This is a genomic window from Candidatus Omnitrophota bacterium (assembly GCA_040755155.1).
In the GTDB taxonomy this organism is placed as follows: domain Bacteria; phylum Hinthialibacterota; class Hinthialibacteria; order Hinthialibacterales; family Hinthialibacteraceae; genus JBFMBP01.
Genome location: JBFMBP010000084.1, coordinates 1 through 16,799 on the forward strand (window position 1 = coordinate 1; position 16,799 = coordinate 16,799).

Sequence of the window (16,799 nt, forward strand, 5' to 3'; positions counted from 1 at the left end):
GGCGTTAGCGAACAAATGGAATTTTCCCGACGAGCTCGTTCACGCCATTCGCTTCCATCACACTCCGGAAGCCTCTAAGAACAAGTCCATTCTTACGGCTATCGTCAACCTTGCGGATGCGATCGTGTTGGAACTCGGCTATGGCGTTCAATTGGAGCAAATGAAGCATCCCGCCAGCAGCTACGCCTTGAAAATCGCCAAAATTGACGAGGAACTTTACAATTCCCTCCGCGATGCCGCCGAAGAACAAATTTCTCAATTCGCCTCCCAATTCATCGCTGTGGAAGATTGAATCGGTAAATGACCAGCAATAGTCGTTTTATTCTAGGATAATCCTTGTGAGTACAAAGAAAGGGAAGAATGTCTAATCTTCCATCTGGTCATTGGTGATGATAATTATAAACAACGTTATAAATATTCAATATTTATGAATATCGAGGGTAAAATGAATGTACCTACAAGCGCAGAAGAATGGTTGGAATTACCCGAAATCAGCGTACCACCGGTAGATAGTAAAATATATCATGTGTTAAAAGTAGGTTTTGCTTTAACTTCAAAACAGGAATGCTACAAATTAAGTATTCCAGCGATTGAAAAGGAGATTGGCAGGTGTATATTGCCTACCTGTTTAATTAAAAATATCGATGGGAAACAAGTGCTTCATAGGTGCCCGCTAAGTTTAACTGAATGGGCAATATCAACAGTAGCGCTAGCTCAAGCTGGAATGAATCCATTACCTTGTGATATTGAGTTCGGAATAATGGGAGATAGGGTTTATGCAGAAATGTTATGATTAATTATTTTTCTAGATGTATAAGATTTAGCGAGAAAAGTAAAGATTTATTCAGAACGCCAAGCAGGCGTTTCGGGGGTGGCAAGGGCAAGGTTATTTTTTGCCCTTGAGTAATCCCCACGACTTGTGGGTAAAGATCAGCCCTTTGGGAGAGAGGGGTAGGGTGAGGGGGGGTAAGTTTAATCTTATCAGCCCTCACATAACCACTCTCAATCTTGGTAGAGGGATTGGGGAAACAGCAAATTAATTGAAAAATGGCCTTCGTGCATAATATGAGTCACAATCCTTTGCGGATAACGATATCGCAAATGGGACCTCGGCTGCGCTCTCCTTTCAGCACAATGTGGCCGTAATTCGATTCGCCTATGCAGGTTTTCACGATCCAATTCAATCCATTATTGAATTTATTCAAATACCGGTTGTCGATCTGTTCCACATCGCCTAAACATACGCATTTGGAACCGTGGCTCATACGGGTCAGGAGGCTGCGCACTTCCACCCGCGAAAGGTTTTGCGTCTCGTCGACGATCACGAACGCATTTTCGATGTTCATGCCGCGGATATAGGCGATAGGCAGAATTTCGAAGAATTCGGGATTGAGTTTTAATTTTTGCGGCGTTGAGTCGTCCGTGAATACGCGGCTGCATTTGCTCTTCCGTTGCAAATGCAATTTGTAGATCAAACTGCGAAGATACCGTACATATGGATCGACCTTGTCTTCCACGTCGCCGGGAAGAAAGCCGAGACTGTCGCCCACTTCGATAGTCGGTTTGATGAGGTATATTTTTTCGTATTTCTTGTCCTGAATCACTTCCTGCATGGCGGCGGCTAAAGAAATATACGATTTGCCGTATCCGGCCTTGGATTGAATGGTTACCAGATGGATGTGGGGGGATAGCATCAGTTCAAAGGCCAGATTCTGATAGACGTTCAACGGCTTGACATTCCATACCTTGTGTTCGTAATCGATGATTTTGCTTTCCGACGGCGAAATATGGAGAAGCGGCTTGCCGTTTTCCCAGGAAAAAGAATTGGGAATAAAGCCATTGTTTCCCGGTTCGAATCCAGTATATAACTGCGATTCGGATTGAAAGGGGATGGAGCCTTCGAACGGTTCGCTGGCGATTTGGTGGTATTTGCATAAGACGCGGAACAATTTGTCGTTGGTTACCAGTATGGGATTTGGGATTCCCGAATGTTTGATGTCTTCCAAAATTCGCAAATCGCCGTTGGGATGTTTGGAAAATTCGGCGCCGATGATCCGAATATAATCGCCGCCTTCAATCTCATCTATAACCCGCGAAACGATGGGCGCCAACCGCTTGTCTTTCTTGAGGCTGTCCAATTCGAGAATGACGGTATAAGGCAAATAAATATTGTTTTCCGTTCCGTTGCGCAAAATTTCAAAGCATTTAGGATTGTCCAGCAATACGCTCGTATCGACAACGAAATTTTTCTGCATAAATGCCTCCGGCCCAGGAATCGTTCGCGATTCCTGGCGAATGATTATTAGGATTCATTTTTTCAGGGGCTTTATTCAAGGAGGGGATTACCCCGCTGTTTGAGATAGCCCGATCGACGAAAGAGAGTGGTTTCAATATCATAAACAGGACGCAAATTTCGCATTGAATTATAGGTATGGTAAAATTCTATGATATAACATCATATAAGTCAATAAATTACTTTATTTAATTTCCATTAAGCCGGATCTATTTCCCGTACTATTGAAAAATGAATAGGTTACGTTCATGATGGGAAAGGGAGGGAAATCCTAGCGGATGCCTCCTGGCATCCATTTCGACATGATTTCATCGAAATGGGGATGGATAAAATCAAAAAGAATCGACGCTGAACGCCCGGCAGGCATTCTGGAACGTTAATGCGCCGATATTCTCCAAGGTTACTCCTCGCAGTTCCGCCAGTTTCTTCGCCGTTTCCACCAGCATTTTGGGTTCGCATGTCCCTCCTCGATAAGGAATCGGGGCGAGATATGGGGCGTCGGTTTCGATGAGTAAGTTCTCTTCCGGAACGAGACTGGCGATCCGTTGCATTTCCTTGGCGTTCTTGAAAGTGAGAATGCCGGAAAAGGAGATGAAATAGCCTAACGCCGCCGCCTTTTCCATAACGGTTTGCGAGGCGGTGAAGCAATGCAGGATAGCGGCGGCGGGGGGATCGCTTTCCAGAATCCGCAGAAAATCTTCGTCAGCTTCCCGCAGATGAACGATAAGAATTTTTCCCAATTCATTGGCCAATCGCGACTGCTCGCAGAAGCGTTCGATTTGCATCTCTTTCGGTCCCGAGGGGTAGTGGTATTCCAATCCCGCTTCGCCAATGGCGCAGACCTTGGGATGAGCTGCCAAGGTCCGCAGCTCTTCGATGTAACCATTCGCAGCCTTCGCCGCCGCATGAGGCGAGACGCCCACAGCGGCATATAAACCGGGATAGCGTTGCGCTTGTTCGACGGCGCGGCGGCTGCTTTCGAGATCGTAGCCCACGACGGCGCCGCGCGCAACGCCGGCTTGAACCGCTTCCAGCCACACGCTTTCTTCTCTGCCCATTAAAATGGGATCGTTCAAGTGGTGATGGCTGTCGAAAAATCGGATTTCATTCATGGGGCTATTATCGAAGCATTAGATATTCGATCGGATCGAATCCCGTCGTCAATTTGACGCCTAAAACGAATAGAAGCGTATAGATAATACCGAGAAAAACCTTCTCGTTCATTTTCTTATTCATCCATACGCCCAAAAAAACGCCCACGGGGACGAAGGGCAATAAAAACGCACTCGTCGAAAAACGGTCGAGGTTAATCAAATGGAGATAGAAATAGGGGATTAATTTCAAACCGTTGACGATAGTGAAGAGAATCACTGTGGTTCCGACAAACAACCGGCGGCCCATATTTTGCGGTAGGAGATACATCGTAGCTACCGGACCGGCGGCGTGGGCCAAGCTGGAGGTCAAGCCGATGCCGGTTCCGAAAATCCAGCCATGCCACCCTTGCGGATGGTAGTCTTTCAGTTCTTTCATGATCCAAAATTTTCCCATTTCATAAACCACATACAACAAGGTAAGGACGCCGATCCAGAATTTCAGGTCTACGCCTCCTTCTTGTCCTTGGGTTTTCCAGAGGATCAAACTTCCGAGAGAAATGCCGATTACGACGCCGGGCAGCAGATAAATGAGGTTCTTTTTATCGAAAGTGGAACGGTAATGATACAGTGCGAAGAGATCGCAGGAGCATAAGATCGGCAGCATAACGGCGATGGCCGCTTTTTCGTCGCCATTCATGGCGAAGATAAGAATGGGAACCGCCGCGATTCCCACCCCTCCGCCGAAGCCTGCTTTGGCGATTCCCACTAATATGACAGCTAAGGGGGCTAAAAGATAAAATTCCATATTCGTCTCGGATAAAGACTTACTTAATGGCTATTTGACTCAAGTCGATAAAGTGGAGAGGTAGACTTTGAAGGGTGCGAAAATCTGGATCCGTGGTCACGAATAGTTCGCATCCATATTTAACGGCGAAAGCGATATGGGTTGCATCAATGGCTTTAAGGTTATCTCGTTGAGCGCAAAGCAGCGCGTCAATGAACACCGTATCGAACGCAGTAAATCGAATGGCTTCCGAGAAGACTTTATTGTAGCGGATAATAATGTCATTCCGGTTCATTCGATAAGGTTTAAGCAATACTTCAAGGATTACTAAATCGGAAAAGCATAATTGCCACCCATTGTCCCCCAATGATTTCAATTCTATTTGCACAATATCTCGATAAACTGGAATCCCTTCAGCGCAAGCGATCCAAATGGAGGAGTCAAGATATGCGTATTTCATCCATTCATCCTCTCGCTTCATGGAGGTCGCGGATGATCTCCTCGTGAGTGAGGCGGGGAAAATCAAGTTTATCGAATTCCTCAAACGCTTTCTCTATCGCCGACCAATGGCCTTTTTCAGTATTGTGAATTCCCGCTTCGCTAGTTTCCAAGATAACGATATCCCCTGGCTTGAGCGCAGGCGATTTCACGCGCAGAACTCCTTGTTCTGTAACTTCCGCTGTGAGACTCATAGCGCCTCTCCTTTTGACTCCTTTGATCAATTGTTGCGTCAGAATAAGCATATTGTATTCGTTTTTGGAAGGCAATGATCGATGCGATAAAACATTCCCTTTATCCCGGCTCAAGAATGACCAGGCTTATTCGAAGAGGAAGGATGCGAATTTCCCGCTAAGCCGGATGGGGATGAACGAGAAAATGATGTTTGGATGCATCTATATGTTTCCTGATTATTGTACCTTGAAATGGAAGAAGCCGAAACCCTAGGAATTTCTTCTTAGGCTTATCGAAACCGCCAGGCAAAACGGTTTTCTGAAAATAATTAGGCACACCGGTTGCATTACTACTTCGAGACGAGTTATAGCAAGCCATAAGACCGGAAATATTTGCCTAGTTAAAAGCATTTCCAGAACGAAAACGGCTGCATCAACCGGTGAAACGCTATGGTATCGCTTTTCGGGATACTCAATATAGGCACTCAGGGAATCTTCTCCGCCCAAGCCGGACTGGATGCTACGGGACAGAATATAACCAATGCCAATACCGATGGCTATTCGCGGCAGCGGGTGGTTCAGCAGGCCTCGAATCCTCTTGTAACGCCTCAAGGCGCATACGGGCAAGGAGTGGAAGTCGTTACCATCGAGAGAATTCGGGATTTGTTTTTGGAAGGGCAAATCCGCAGCGCGCAAAGCGACGTCTCTTACAATGAGGAGTTGGAAAACACGATTCTCCGCATCGAAGGCATACTCAGCGATCCTCTTGCCTCCATTACGGATACGGCGGATCAATCCTCTACCGGGGGTTTGAATAACCTTCTCTCGCGCTTTTTCCAAGCCTTCCATGAACTTTCTCTAACGCCGGAAGCGCCCGAACTGCGGACGGCGGCTATCGAAAGCGCCATCTCCTTGGCGGATACGATCAATACCATCTCGGAACAGCTCAATACGCTGCGCAGCGATTTGAACGATCGCGTATCGTTGATGGTGGAAGACCTTAACCGCATGAGCGATGAAATCGCGCAACTCAATCACAACATCGTTCTCACGGAAAGCAAGGAGAATGTCAAAGCCAACGATTTGCGCGACCGCCGGGATTTGCTGTTGTCGCAAATGTCGGAAATGATTCCCATCACGACGTCGGAAGACGAGAATGGCGCGGTAAGCGTGGCCGTGGGGGGACAGCGCATCGTCGATGGCGTACAAACCAAAGAACTGAAACTCGAGGTTGTAGAAAAAGCGAATGGCGTGAATATTGTCAGCATCCGTGTGGGCGAAAATGGCTTGTATACCTTGGATGATAAGATTCGCAAAGGCGAACTAGGCGGCGTTCTCGACGCCCGCGACCGCATCGTTCCCTTCCTGCAGCAAGATATCGACGAACTGGCGCGAGGGATCATTAATGAAGTGAATAAAATCCACAGCGGCGCAGCCGGGCTGGAAGGATACTCCTCGTTAAGAAGCCATTTCGCGATCCCCGAGGGCGCCGAGAGTCCTTCGTCGAAACTAACGCTGGATGAGATCTTCAATCATCCCAGTTTGCCTAAAGACGCGCCCCTCGGCGATTATCCCTATGCCATTCAAGAAGGATCGTTCTCCATCCGCGTCTCCGGCGCCGATGATGAAATCAAAGACGAATATGAAGTCAAAGTAGGTTTGGACGATACATTGACCGAACTGGTGGAGCGCATCGATCGCAGCGACGGCATCGTGGCGAAAGCGCAATCCGCTTTGAGTTTCAATCCGGTCTACGTCTCCGAAGTTACAGCCCAGCAAGGAGCGAAGAGTACGGAATTGAATGTAGGCTTAGGTCTTTTAAGCAGTTCGATAGGTTATCCGATCTCCGAACAACAGGGAAACTTTTCTCTCGAGATTCACATCCGGGATAGCGCCGGTAGGGAAGTGGACTCCGACGCCGCCGCCGAAGGCGTACAACCTTTTACCGTAACCTTTACTAACGCCGATACTTTGGAAAGCTTGGCGACGAAAATTCAAACCGCCGCCGGAGGCCGCGTGCGCGCCAATTTGGTTCCCAGCGAAGACGATCCCAACGTTAGCGTTTTAAAGTTGCAGACCGTCAATAACAAGGAAACGTTTTCCATTCAAAATGACGATTCGGGAATATTTCGCGCTTTCGAATTCCCGATGACCGATCCCACGGTTCCCTTGATCGGCGGCAACGCCGAACGAGCCGCCGGAACGTTTCAAGGAGATCCGGCAGACACTTTTTTGGGTGCGGGAAATCCCAGTTTCTCGCCCGCTTTTCCCGGTCCGCCTCCCAGCGTCATCTCCGATGGCAGCTTCGAACTGGTCGTTTTGGATAATAACAATACGCCAACGGTCACAACTATAACAATCTCCAATTCGGCCATTAACACAATGAACGACTTGGCGCAGGCGATCAGCCAGGCGGACGCCAATCTGGACGTAACGGTCGATGGCGGAGAACTCGTTATCAATTCCTCCAACTATCGCTCTTTCTTTTTCCAAAACGATACGACCGGCCTGATTGATGCGTTGGGATTCCAGGATATTGACGGTTTCGGAAAAATAGGGGATCAACCGTTTACGGATGGAAGTTTCGAGGTCGTCGTCGCCAACGAAACGGGAATGGTGACGAGTATTTTCGAAGTCCCTATTCAAGCCGATCCTTCCGTTGTCGGCGGCGTCATGTCGTTGCAGGATATCGTCGATAACATTAACCAGGCGGCGGGGACGGCGGGCGCGCCCGTCGTTGCTTCGATCGCCGTCGATCCTCAAAATCCTTCCTTGAATCGCATTCAAATCGATGCCGCCCGCGGATTCGAATTCACCTTCCGCAGCGACGATAGTTTAGTCCTATCGGCGCTGGGATTTACCGATGGCCCCGTTCTGGCTCAAACCCTCGACAATCCCATCAGCGGCGCCGAATATCCTATCGCTATAGGCGATAATATCGGCGGTTTGGTACGGGCGAAGATGAACGAGACGACGGATTTTCAGATTTATACTTCGACGAGCGAACGCATCGCCTTCGGCGCCGATTCCAGCCATGTTCTGGCGGCGGCGGGAATCAACGCGCTCTTCTTCGGATCGGACGGCCAGTCTATGCGGGTCAATGACGCGATCGTAGAGAACGTCAACCTGCTGGCGGTCTCCTCCGACGGCTCCGCCGGCAACAATGAAGCGGCGTTGGCTATCGCCGATTTGGAAAACGAAGGGGTGATAGGCGGGAAATCTTTGGCCGAGTCCTATCGTTCCATGATTTCGCAATTGGGCATGGAAGGCAGCCGGGCGACTCAGTTCTTCCAAACGAACGAAAAAATACTCAGCGAATTGAAAGGCTTGCGGGAACAAGATTCGGGCGTATCGCTCGACGAAGAATCGGTGAATTTGATCCGATACCAGCAAGCCTATCAGGCGTCGGCGCGGGTGATAACGACCGTCAATACTCTGTTGGATTTAATCGTCAGCCAACTCGGCCCCTGACCGGCGATCGCCGATTCAGCCGCGCCGTCTAGCGTAAGGATGCGTCCATGGTTCGCATAAGCCAAAATTTTCTCAGCGAGAGGATTTTATACAACCTGCAAACCAATATTTTGCGGGTCTCTCAATTGCAGGAACAACTCTCTACGGGACGCCGCATCAATCGTCCCGCCGATGATCCCGTCGATTTCCCTTCCGCTTTGAATCTGCGTTCGACCATCCAGCAAGGGCGCAGCTATATGAGCAATATTCAGGGAGCGCGCACGAACCTCGAATTGACCGAAACAACGATGGACAGCCTTACTGACGTATTGCAAACGATCCGCACTTTGGCGGTGCAAGGCGGAAACGACGCCGATCCCGACGCCCGGCTGGCCATAGCCAATCAAATTTCTGAACTCAATGGTCAAATATTGGATTTAGCCAACGCCAACTTCAACGGCCAATATATTTTCAGCGGCGGAAAGACCAACGCCCAAGCCTTCGTAGTGGAAAATGGAATGGTGGTTTATAAAGGGGACGATTTTATGCGGGACGTCTCTCTCAGCCAAGGCGCCAAAGTAACGACCAACCTGACCGGCTTCGATACGTTCTTGCATACGCCCAATCAAATCACCGCTTCCGTAAGCATCGCCGATGCGTCCGCTCCACTGGCGGAGCAGCTGCGGTTGGCCAATCCCAATTTCCCCAATCTCCCCCCCAGCCCCGACAGTCCATCGGGAACGAATTTAACGAGATCGGCCAATCCGGACAATTCGCCTACGTCGAAGCCGAACAATTACGCCAGTTTCTATATTCACGACGTGGAAATCAAAGTCGACCTTAGCGTGGATTCATTGCAAGACGTGCGCGACCGCATCAACGCCTCGACCTCCGAAGCCGTAGCGTCGATCAACTCCGACAATCAACTCGTCATCACTTCCAAAAGGACGGACGCCTTGGATTTGCGCGACGGCGGCCATCCGATCGGCTTTGAGGCGGATCCGCCCTTTGGGGCCAATCTCCTTGGCGCTTTGGGAATGTACAAGAGAGTGGATGGATACCGCAATCTGGCGTCGGGTTATCCCGCCGCATCGCCGTTAACGGATGGAACGGCCTCTCCCGCTCCCGCTCGTTCTCACGTAACGTTAAACAATAGCGCCTTCCTTTTTGCGGCGGCTAATACCGGCCCGTCCGATAACGCCGCATCGCCTTTTGGAGACAACATGGCGATTACCGATATGGATGCCGACGGCAATGAAGCTTTTAAAGCGAACGGCGATCCCCAATTCATCGATCGCCTGGAAGCTGTCCGCATTACGATCGACGGCGAAGTCGTAGATATCGATCTGCGTTCTTTAACACAGGGGCGGGATTTCGACGGCGTAGAAGGCAATGCGGACGACGTTCCCGGCTCGTCGCTCGGCGATTTGCTCGAATTGATTAACAATCACCCCAGTCTAAAAGGCCGCGCTACGGCGTATATCAATTCCACGGGAACCGGCATCGGCGTTACGGCGGTCAACAGCACGGATGTTTTTAAAGTCGAAAACGTGCGTAAGTTGTTCGGACGCGACATCACGACCGATGTCGCCATTGATGCAGTGACGGGCGAGGCGGCGATTAGCCAAACGGATAAACTTACGGAAAATACCAAACTCGACGATCTGCCCGGAGCATTGGTCGATGAAACGGAAGGCGGCAGTCTTGGCGTACGCCGCGCCGATCCCATGCCCGCCGGATTGCCGCCCGCCGCCAATAAGGGATTCATTTCCATCCAAAATAACGGGACGACGACTTCCGTCGATTTGCGGGAGGCGGAAACGATTGGCGATGTGATTCGCGCCATCAACGAATCGAAAGCGGGCGTCCGCGCCGAAATCAACGAATCGGGAACCGGCATCAACGTCGAATCCGCTGTCGGCAATTCCGAAGAACTCAGCATCGTCGACGTAGGCGAAGGCACAACGGCCCGCGATCTCGGCCTCTTTTCTCCCCCGGCGCCCAAGCGAATCCAATCCGATCAAGCTGTACTAGCCAATCAGACCGTCGCCGGCAATTATCCTGCGGCGTCGGAAGGCGCATTTCAAATCGAATTGCGCGACGGTTCCGGCGCAACCATGGATACTTATTCCATCTCAATCTCGAAAACCGATACGATGGCCGATATCGTCAAAAAAATCGACGAAGCGGACGGCCAATCCGGCCCCGGAGGCGGCGCTATCTCCGCCAACCTAACGGGCGGCGTTTTGAATATCGTGAGCCATTACAACGGCCAAACGATTTTTATCGACTCGGGAAAAGATACGACTGGAACGGACGCCGCCACGCGCTTCACGGCGCTGATAGGCATCGATAAATATTCCTACACCCTCGAATCGGAAGTCAATCCGCTGACTCCCTATGAAAGCAAGCAAAACACCGCCTCAATTTTGGGCGTAGAAGGAAACGGGACGGTTAAGGAAACGATCGAGAAGAACGTCTTTCTCAGCGTCAAGAATCTGGAACAGGCTTTGCGCAACGACGATACCGATGGCGTAACGCAGGCGCTGGCGGATTTGGATATCGATCTCAACCAGATTCTCGACAAACGCACCACCCTCGGCGGACGAATCAACCGCCTCGATTCCGCCGAATCCCGCTGGCAGGAAGGCGAGGATTTCCTGCGCCAGCAACTCTCCTCTATTGAAGACGCGGATTTCGCTCAAACCGTTTCCGATTACACGCTCGCCCAAAACGCCTTCAACGCTTCGCTGCAAGCCGCCGCTAAGGTGATTCAGCAATCGCTGCTCGATTTTTTGGGGTGATTGTTTTATTTCGAAAGAATTGAGAAATCGTCATCCTTCTCTTATCTCTCGCAATCTCTCTCGAATTCCCTCTTTTCTATTTATAATTGGGGTTTGCTGATATATTCGTAAGTCTTGACAAACGAGTATATTAAGATATAATTTCCTCAAGGAATGCGTAAGAGAATCTGCGTGTATTATACAAAACCTTTGCACATAATTTACAGGTTGAATTTCTCTAAGCGCAATCATGATTCGATCCTTTCATTGCGATTAATTTATATGATTGAGAATATGATCAATGGATTGGGTTAATGGCCACCCATCCGTTTCATCTAAAACGATATAATCACTCGCTCCATTTTTAATTACTAATTCCCGTAAATCGGGATCATTGAATTCATGGACTACAATAATTGGCGCGTCTGGTCTTTTTGCTTTCAAAAAAGAAAATGTTGGATACCCTTTGCTGTCCGGAAGAGTGAGATGGGCATATCCGACCGGATGTTATAGACTCATTCCATGGACAACGTTTGGACTGAGAATTGGCAATGTTTAAAGTGTTTTCTCCCAGAGGGCTGGGAGGAAAGGACTCGACAATTAGGCGCTTGGCAACGCAAACCTCGTTCGATTCCTTCAACGGAATCCCTTTTACGGTTGCTCCTGATTCATTTGGCGGATGGCTGCTCCTTGCGCGAGTCTGTAGTTCGCGCCCAACAAGGCGGGCTCGCTTCGATTTCCGATGTCGCATTCTTAAAGCGCCTGCGAGCTGCCAGTGAATGGCTGCGCTGGATGGCTGTGGAAATGCTCAAAATCCGCCCCCCCATGCTTGAAGAGCCTTCGTGGTTGAAGGATTACCGCGTTCGCGTTGTCGACGCAAGCGTGATCTGCGAACCCGGAAGTACGGGAACGGATTGGCGAATTCACTTCAGTTTCGACTTATTCGGCCTTCGGTGCGATGAATTCTATGTGACAAGGCCTCAGGCGGGCGAAAGTTTTGTGCGCTTCAAGATATTGCCTGGAGACCTAATGCTTGGCGATCGCTCCTACGGACGCCTCAAGGGATTTCGTCATGCGACTAGCCGCGGCGGCCACTTTCTGTCGCGTTTGAAAAAAAGCCTTCCAGTTAAGTGATAGAAGAGGCGAACCCGAGTCATTGGCGCAGATAGTGGAGAAATTGTTCATAGGCGAGGCGGGAAATTGGCCTCAGGCGGCCCAGGCGAAAGGTAAGCCGGATTTTCCGTTGCGCGTCTGCGCCCTGCGTTTGAGCGAAGATGCCGCCGAACAAAGCATTCGCCGGGCCAAGAAAGAGTTGAGCAAAAACAGCGTAGTCTCGATCCCGAAATTCTCGCTCTGCACCGTTATATTATTTTAGCTACATCGCTGCCAGAATCTGTTTCCATGCGGCAAGTCCTCGAATTATATTGTGTACGCTGGCAGATCGAACTGGCTTTTAAACGGTTGAAATTCATCATGGGATTGGGACACCTGCCAAAAGAAGACGATGAATCCGCCAAAACATGGCTTCACGGGAAATTGCTCGTATCCTGTCTTGCCCAAGCTATCGTGGATGAAGGACATTTTTTTTCCCCTTGGGGATACCCTTGGCAACGATGAAGACAATTGCGAATATTCCATATGGCGCGAACTCTCTTTTGCGTTGCATCTTATACGGCAAGCTGTCAATCCACCGCTTAATATGGCGAATTGCTTAAACCGATGGCCTACAATCGCCAGAAACCTGGCAGAGCCGCCACGAAAAAGGAATTACCAAATACATGATTTGGTCGGTATGTAACAAGGTTAGCGCTTATGCCGCCGATTCCCCTCGCAGGGAATTTCATTGAATCCGTCGAAAAAAAGCCTGTCATGGGTTTTTATTTTCCAAACATCTAATACTATATTAGATATATAGAAATCGATTCGTTTTTTCCCCCTACGTTGCCGTTCCTGCAAGCCATGCGTTAGCGTAGTGCGCGATTGGAATATTATAAGAGGTAGTCCCATGAAACCTGCGTTCTGGATTCTACTCGTCCTGGCTAGCCTTACCATCTCGTCCTCGGCGTCCGCCGATACATTGATGCTCAGCAATGGAGATCAAGCGGTTGGAACCATCCTCTCGGAGAATGCAGAGAAAGTCGTAATCGACATACGCGGCATGCCTGTGGAAATTCCGAGTTCATATATCCTCTATATCGTCCAAAACGGCGTACAACGGAAAGTCGGCGAAAAGCCCGCCGGGATCGGAGGGACAATCCTAAGCGCTACAGAGACAGCCATTCCCTCCAACATTCAAAGCGTTACATCCACAACGACGATTCCACCGGGACCGGTAGACTCCAATCCCGCGCCGCTGCTTCCCGTAGTTCTGCCGCGCGGCAAAGCCTATCAAGTTACAAGTACGGGAATCAGCTTCCGCAAAGGGCCAAGCCTGGAATATCCGGTTATTTCCATGTTGTCAGGACAAACCATCCTGATCGAAATCGAATTTTCCAGAGAATGGCTGCACGCTTCCACGTTAGAGGGAACGGAAGGCTGGATCCACCAGAATTTTATCCGCCCGATGGAAAACACGCCTTGCTTAGCCGCCGCCGATCAACTCAATATCCGTGAGGCGCCTGGAGAGGTTTACCGTTCGCTGGCCCGGCTGCAACGGGGCGCCGTCGTCGTTAAGATGGAAGAACGCGATGAGTGGTATAATGTGCTTTACCGGGAAGACGAAAAACATTGCGTGGCGGGTTGGTGTAACAAGCAATATTTAATTCCGCTCCTGCAGCCCAATCTCTATCGTCCGCCCATGAAATTGGCGAAAAACAGCGCCGTGGGAATGCCCATCCTTTTACAAAAGACGCCCTTGGCGGGCGGACTCGCCAAGTTGAGCCTGACCGCGCGCGATCCCATGTTGACGCGAAACGGCATTGCGAAAGTCATCGTTTTCCACAAAGACCGCTCCTTACTCGATCGAGATGGGACGCTCTACTCCAGCGAAGCGATTCTCCTACGAGAGCGATTGGTCAACTCCGGCGATATCCTCAACATCGGCCTTCCCGAAGAATTGTCTCTACGGTACGTTGGCGGGGATATCTTGACGATGCTGGGCGAGCGGACGATGGATGCTTGGCAATATAGCCTAACTCTGCCTGACGTTCCCACATTGGCTTTCGCTCTCACGGTGCAAGAAGGGCCGGCGCGGGGCACAATTATCGAGGTGGAATAAACCAATTACAAAGTCTGGGTGGCAAAAGCAAGGCGAAGCCTGCCTTTGATTTTTTCGCGAGCAGCGCAGGGTGAATACAAAGCGAAGAGCAACCCGCCGCTCTCCGTACTCACAAAGGATCGCCTCCCGGTAAAAACGAACGCAAAGGGCACTCCTCGCATTTGGGCGTCTTACGGCAAAAACCATTGCCTACAGCGACCAACTGCGCATGGAAATCTTTATAAAGTTCCCGATCGGCGGGAAGATTGTCCGTAAAGAAATCCCTCAACCCATGATAATCGATCTCTTCGGGAATCCATCCGTGGCGTGCGGCGACGCGGTAGGAATAAAGATCGACCACAAACGAGAGATGGCCGCCCGCATAGAGGAGAATCGAATCCGCCGTCTCCGGCCCCACGCCTTTGATTTCCAATAGTTTCCGGCGCAATTCCAACGTCTCTTCCCGAAACATCTTCGCCAGGCTGCCTTGATATCCCTTTTGCAAAAAATGAAGAAAGGCTTTCAACTTTTTCGCTTTCTGGTTGAAATAGCCGGAAGAGCGGATCAACTCCGCCAGACGCGATTCGGATATCTGGCTGAGTCCATGATAAGTTAACGCGCCTTCTTTCTTCAGGTTCGCAATAGCCTTTTCCACATTTTTCCACGCCGTGTTCTGAGTGAGAATCGCGCCGATAATAATTTCCATGCGCGTCTCTCCCGGCCACCAGTCCCGATGACCGAAATGCTTGCGAAGAACATGATAGATTTGCATGAAATCGACAGGCATAATCCAAAAATCGTAACGTAAAAAATGCAGGATTGGGAGAGCTGTAAGCGGCGAAGCAGCTATCGATTAATCATCGAGGCTCATGCAAAATTAATGAAATCAGTCTTTAAATTCTCCCCCCAAACTTGGGGGGAGTTAGAGGGGGGTTGATTTTAATGGACTTACGTCAACCCCCTCCTGACCTCCCCCAAGTTTGGGGGAGGAATAAATGAATTTTGTATGAGGCTCCATCTTTAAAAAAATCCCCGTCTTCCACGGAAAACGGGGATTTTTCAACTTTCCAATCGCACGCCGGCTAAAATCTATAAATCAACGTCGTCTGCACGCGTACGCTGTCTTCATCCTCTCGATCTTGATAATCCGTATCCCAATAGGAAAGTTCCAATCCCAACAATATCGCCTCGTTGATTTCATAGAAGGCGTTGCCGAAGATCGAATAATTCTGCGAACGTCCGCCCGCGTTCAAATCGTCCTCCTCGGGATCGTCGATGGAGGCGCCCACATTGAAGGACCATTGGTTCCACGGCCCCAAACCAAGCGCCGCCCAGCCGCCTAAAGCGCGGATGCCTTCGCCGGGAGCGTCGATCGAGTTGTTGCCGTCGACGTCGATCCCGCGCAATCCCTGCGCGATCCCGCCTAAATAGGCGTCCAGGTTCTCTCCAAACCACAATTCGCTCATCAATTTCAATTTATCCAACAACGGCAGGGTAACATCGAGATTCGCTGACCAGGTATTGAAATCCCTCGCTCCGTAAGCAATGCCGGTAAACGTTCCACCATCATACTCTTCCTGCCCCCAATGGCCGGAAACGCCGATAATCGACGGTTTATCCGTCAATAGGGGGAAGGCATAGGCTACGCGGCCTTGGAGCGTCGGAAATCCGGAATCGGAGCCATTGTCGAGATAGCTGGCGCTGGCCGGAAGACCCCATCCTTCGCCGATCGTGCGAGACAAGGCTCCCTGGAACATCAATTTGGAGTTGTCCGTTGGGTCAAAATTCTTGGTAACGCGCAGTTGCGGACGCCGGTATCCTAAATCGCCCACCCACCAGCCAACGGCGTAATTCACGGTTGTCGGAACCAGAGGAGAGATTACGTCGCTGGTCTGACCGGCTAAAACGCTGAGATCGTAATCCGGCCAATCGAGTTGCACATAGGCGTGACGCATCATGGGATTCGCCTTGTTTTCGCTTCCCCCGCCGTAAAAATCCACTTCCATTTTTCCGGTGGTTTTCATGTTTCCATAATCCGGACCAGTAAAGTTTAGCCCAAAGCGCGTCTGATTGGCTGTTGCCGTAAATTGATCGTCGTCTCCGCCCGCAGCTCCCGATTCCACCCATCGCGCATAATTTCCCAGGCTGGTCCGCTGCGTATCGTAGGCTGCGTCAAATTTGATATAGCCATAAAGATCGACGCCGTATTTGGCCGTAATGGATGGTTTTTCCGCTTTCGCAGGGATGGATTTTATCTCTTCCGCCGGTTTGGCGGGCGGAGCGGCCGGCGCCGCTTGCTCGCTCAAACGTTTTTCCAATTCCGCATTGCGCTTTTCTACGTCGGTCAGTCTTTTTTGCAGGTTCTCGATCTGTTCCTGCATCTTCTTCATCATTTCATCCCCGGATAGCGCCCATGAAGCCGCATCTCCTGGACTTTGAGCCAACAGGATTCCCAGAGATAAACCCATCGTAACGGCGATCTTACTCATTCTCATTATTCTCCTCCAACAATATTAAAAAAATAGTTA

The 16,799-nt window shown here is 50.1% G+C and carries 14 protein-coding genes; 7 read left to right on the plus strand and 7 right to left on the minus strand.

Annotation, left to right across the window (positions count from 1 at the left end; translation table 11 throughout):
* Both AB1656_11710 and AB1656_11715 read left to right on the plus strand, forming a co-directional pair.
* On the plus strand, positions 1-292 hold a 292-nt coding region (locus tag AB1656_11710; GenBank protein MEW6236045.1), incomplete at its 5' end, for a hypothetical protein.
* A 153-nt stretch (positions 293-445) separates the two neighbouring features.
* Entirely contained in the window at positions 446-793 is a 348-nt protein-coding gene (locus AB1656_11715) for a hypothetical protein (protein ID MEW6236046.1), read from the plus strand.
* 277 nt (positions 794-1,070) lie between these two features.
* On the opposite strand, the gene AB1656_11720 is transcribed toward AB1656_11715, so the two are convergent.
* The 5 genes from AB1656_11720 to AB1656_11740 all read right to left on the minus strand — a co-directional run bounded on the left by AB1656_11720 (position 1,071) and on the right by AB1656_11740 (position 4,863).
* Complete coding sequence (locus AB1656_11720; GenBank protein MEW6236047.1) at positions 1,071-2,255, minus strand: PhoH family protein; 1,185 nt, start codon at positions 2,253-2,255, stop codon at positions 1,071-1,073.
* A 370-nt stretch (positions 2,256-2,625) separates the two neighbouring features.
* Positions 2,626-3,405: a TatD family hydrolase gene (locus tag AB1656_11725; protein MEW6236048.1), complete on the minus strand. Its 780-nt coding sequence runs from the start codon at positions 3,403-3,405 to the stop codon at positions 2,626-2,628.
* Positions 3,406-3,412: 7 nt separating this feature from the next.
* Complete coding sequence (locus AB1656_11730; protein MEW6236049.1) at positions 3,413-4,192, minus strand: sulfite exporter TauE/SafE family protein; 780 nt, start codon at positions 4,190-4,192, stop codon at positions 3,413-3,415.
* A 19-nt stretch (positions 4,193-4,211) separates the two neighbouring features.
* A complete protein-coding gene (locus tag AB1656_11735; GenBank protein MEW6236050.1) occupies positions 4,212-4,631 on the minus strand; it encodes a PIN domain-containing protein in 420 nt (139 codons plus the stop codon).
* Between the two features lie 4 nt (positions 4,632-4,635).
* A complete protein-coding gene (locus AB1656_11740; GenBank protein ID MEW6236051.1) occupies positions 4,636-4,863 on the minus strand; it encodes a hypothetical protein in 228 nt (75 codons plus the stop codon).
* A gap of 429 nt (positions 4,864-5,292) precedes the next feature.
* Here AB1656_11740 and flgK point away from each other — a divergent pair, with 429 nt between their 5' ends.
* From flgK to AB1656_11765, 5 genes are all read left to right on the plus strand, one after another.
* Positions 5,293-8,313: a flagellar hook-associated protein FlgK gene (gene flgK, locus AB1656_11745; protein ID MEW6236052.1), complete on the plus strand. Its 3,021-nt coding sequence runs from the start codon at positions 5,293-5,295 to the stop codon at positions 8,311-8,313.
* Positions 8,314-8,360: 47 nt separating this feature from the next.
* Complete coding sequence (gene flgL / locus AB1656_11750) at positions 8,361-11,096, plus strand: flagellar hook-associated protein FlgL (protein ID MEW6236053.1); 2,736 nt, start codon at positions 8,361-8,363, stop codon at positions 11,094-11,096.
* Between the two features lie 669 nt (positions 11,097-11,765).
* Positions 11,766-12,209 carry a hypothetical protein gene (locus AB1656_11755; GenBank protein ID MEW6236054.1) on the plus strand — a complete coding sequence of 148 codons (444 nt, stop codon included), beginning with the start codon at positions 11,766-11,768 and terminating at the stop codon, positions 12,207-12,209.
* A gap of 117 nt (positions 12,210-12,326) precedes the next feature.
* Positions 12,327-12,692, plus strand: a complete 366-nt coding sequence (locus tag AB1656_11760; protein MEW6236055.1) for a transposase — start codon at positions 12,327-12,329, stop codon at positions 12,690-12,692.
* Positions 12,693-13,080: 388 nt separating this feature from the next.
* Positions 13,081-14,292: an SH3 domain-containing protein gene (locus tag AB1656_11765; protein MEW6236056.1), complete on the plus strand. Its 1,212-nt coding sequence runs from the start codon at positions 13,081-13,083 to the stop codon at positions 14,290-14,292.
* Between the two features lie 109 nt (positions 14,293-14,401).
* Here the strand turns inward: AB1656_11765 and AB1656_11770 are convergent, their stop codons facing one another.
* Together AB1656_11770 and AB1656_11775 are read right to left on the minus strand one after the other, a co-directional pair.
* Positions 14,402-15,058 (minus strand): endonuclease III domain-containing protein, encoded by a 657-nt coding sequence (locus tag AB1656_11770; protein ID MEW6236057.1) that lies wholly within the window; start codon positions 15,056-15,058, stop codon positions 14,402-14,404.
* 295 nt (positions 15,059-15,353) lie between these two features.
* Entirely contained in the window at positions 15,354-16,760 is a 1,407-nt protein-coding gene (locus AB1656_11775; GenBank protein ID MEW6236058.1) for a hypothetical protein, read from the minus strand.
* Positions 16,761-16,799 lie beyond the last annotated feature (39 nt).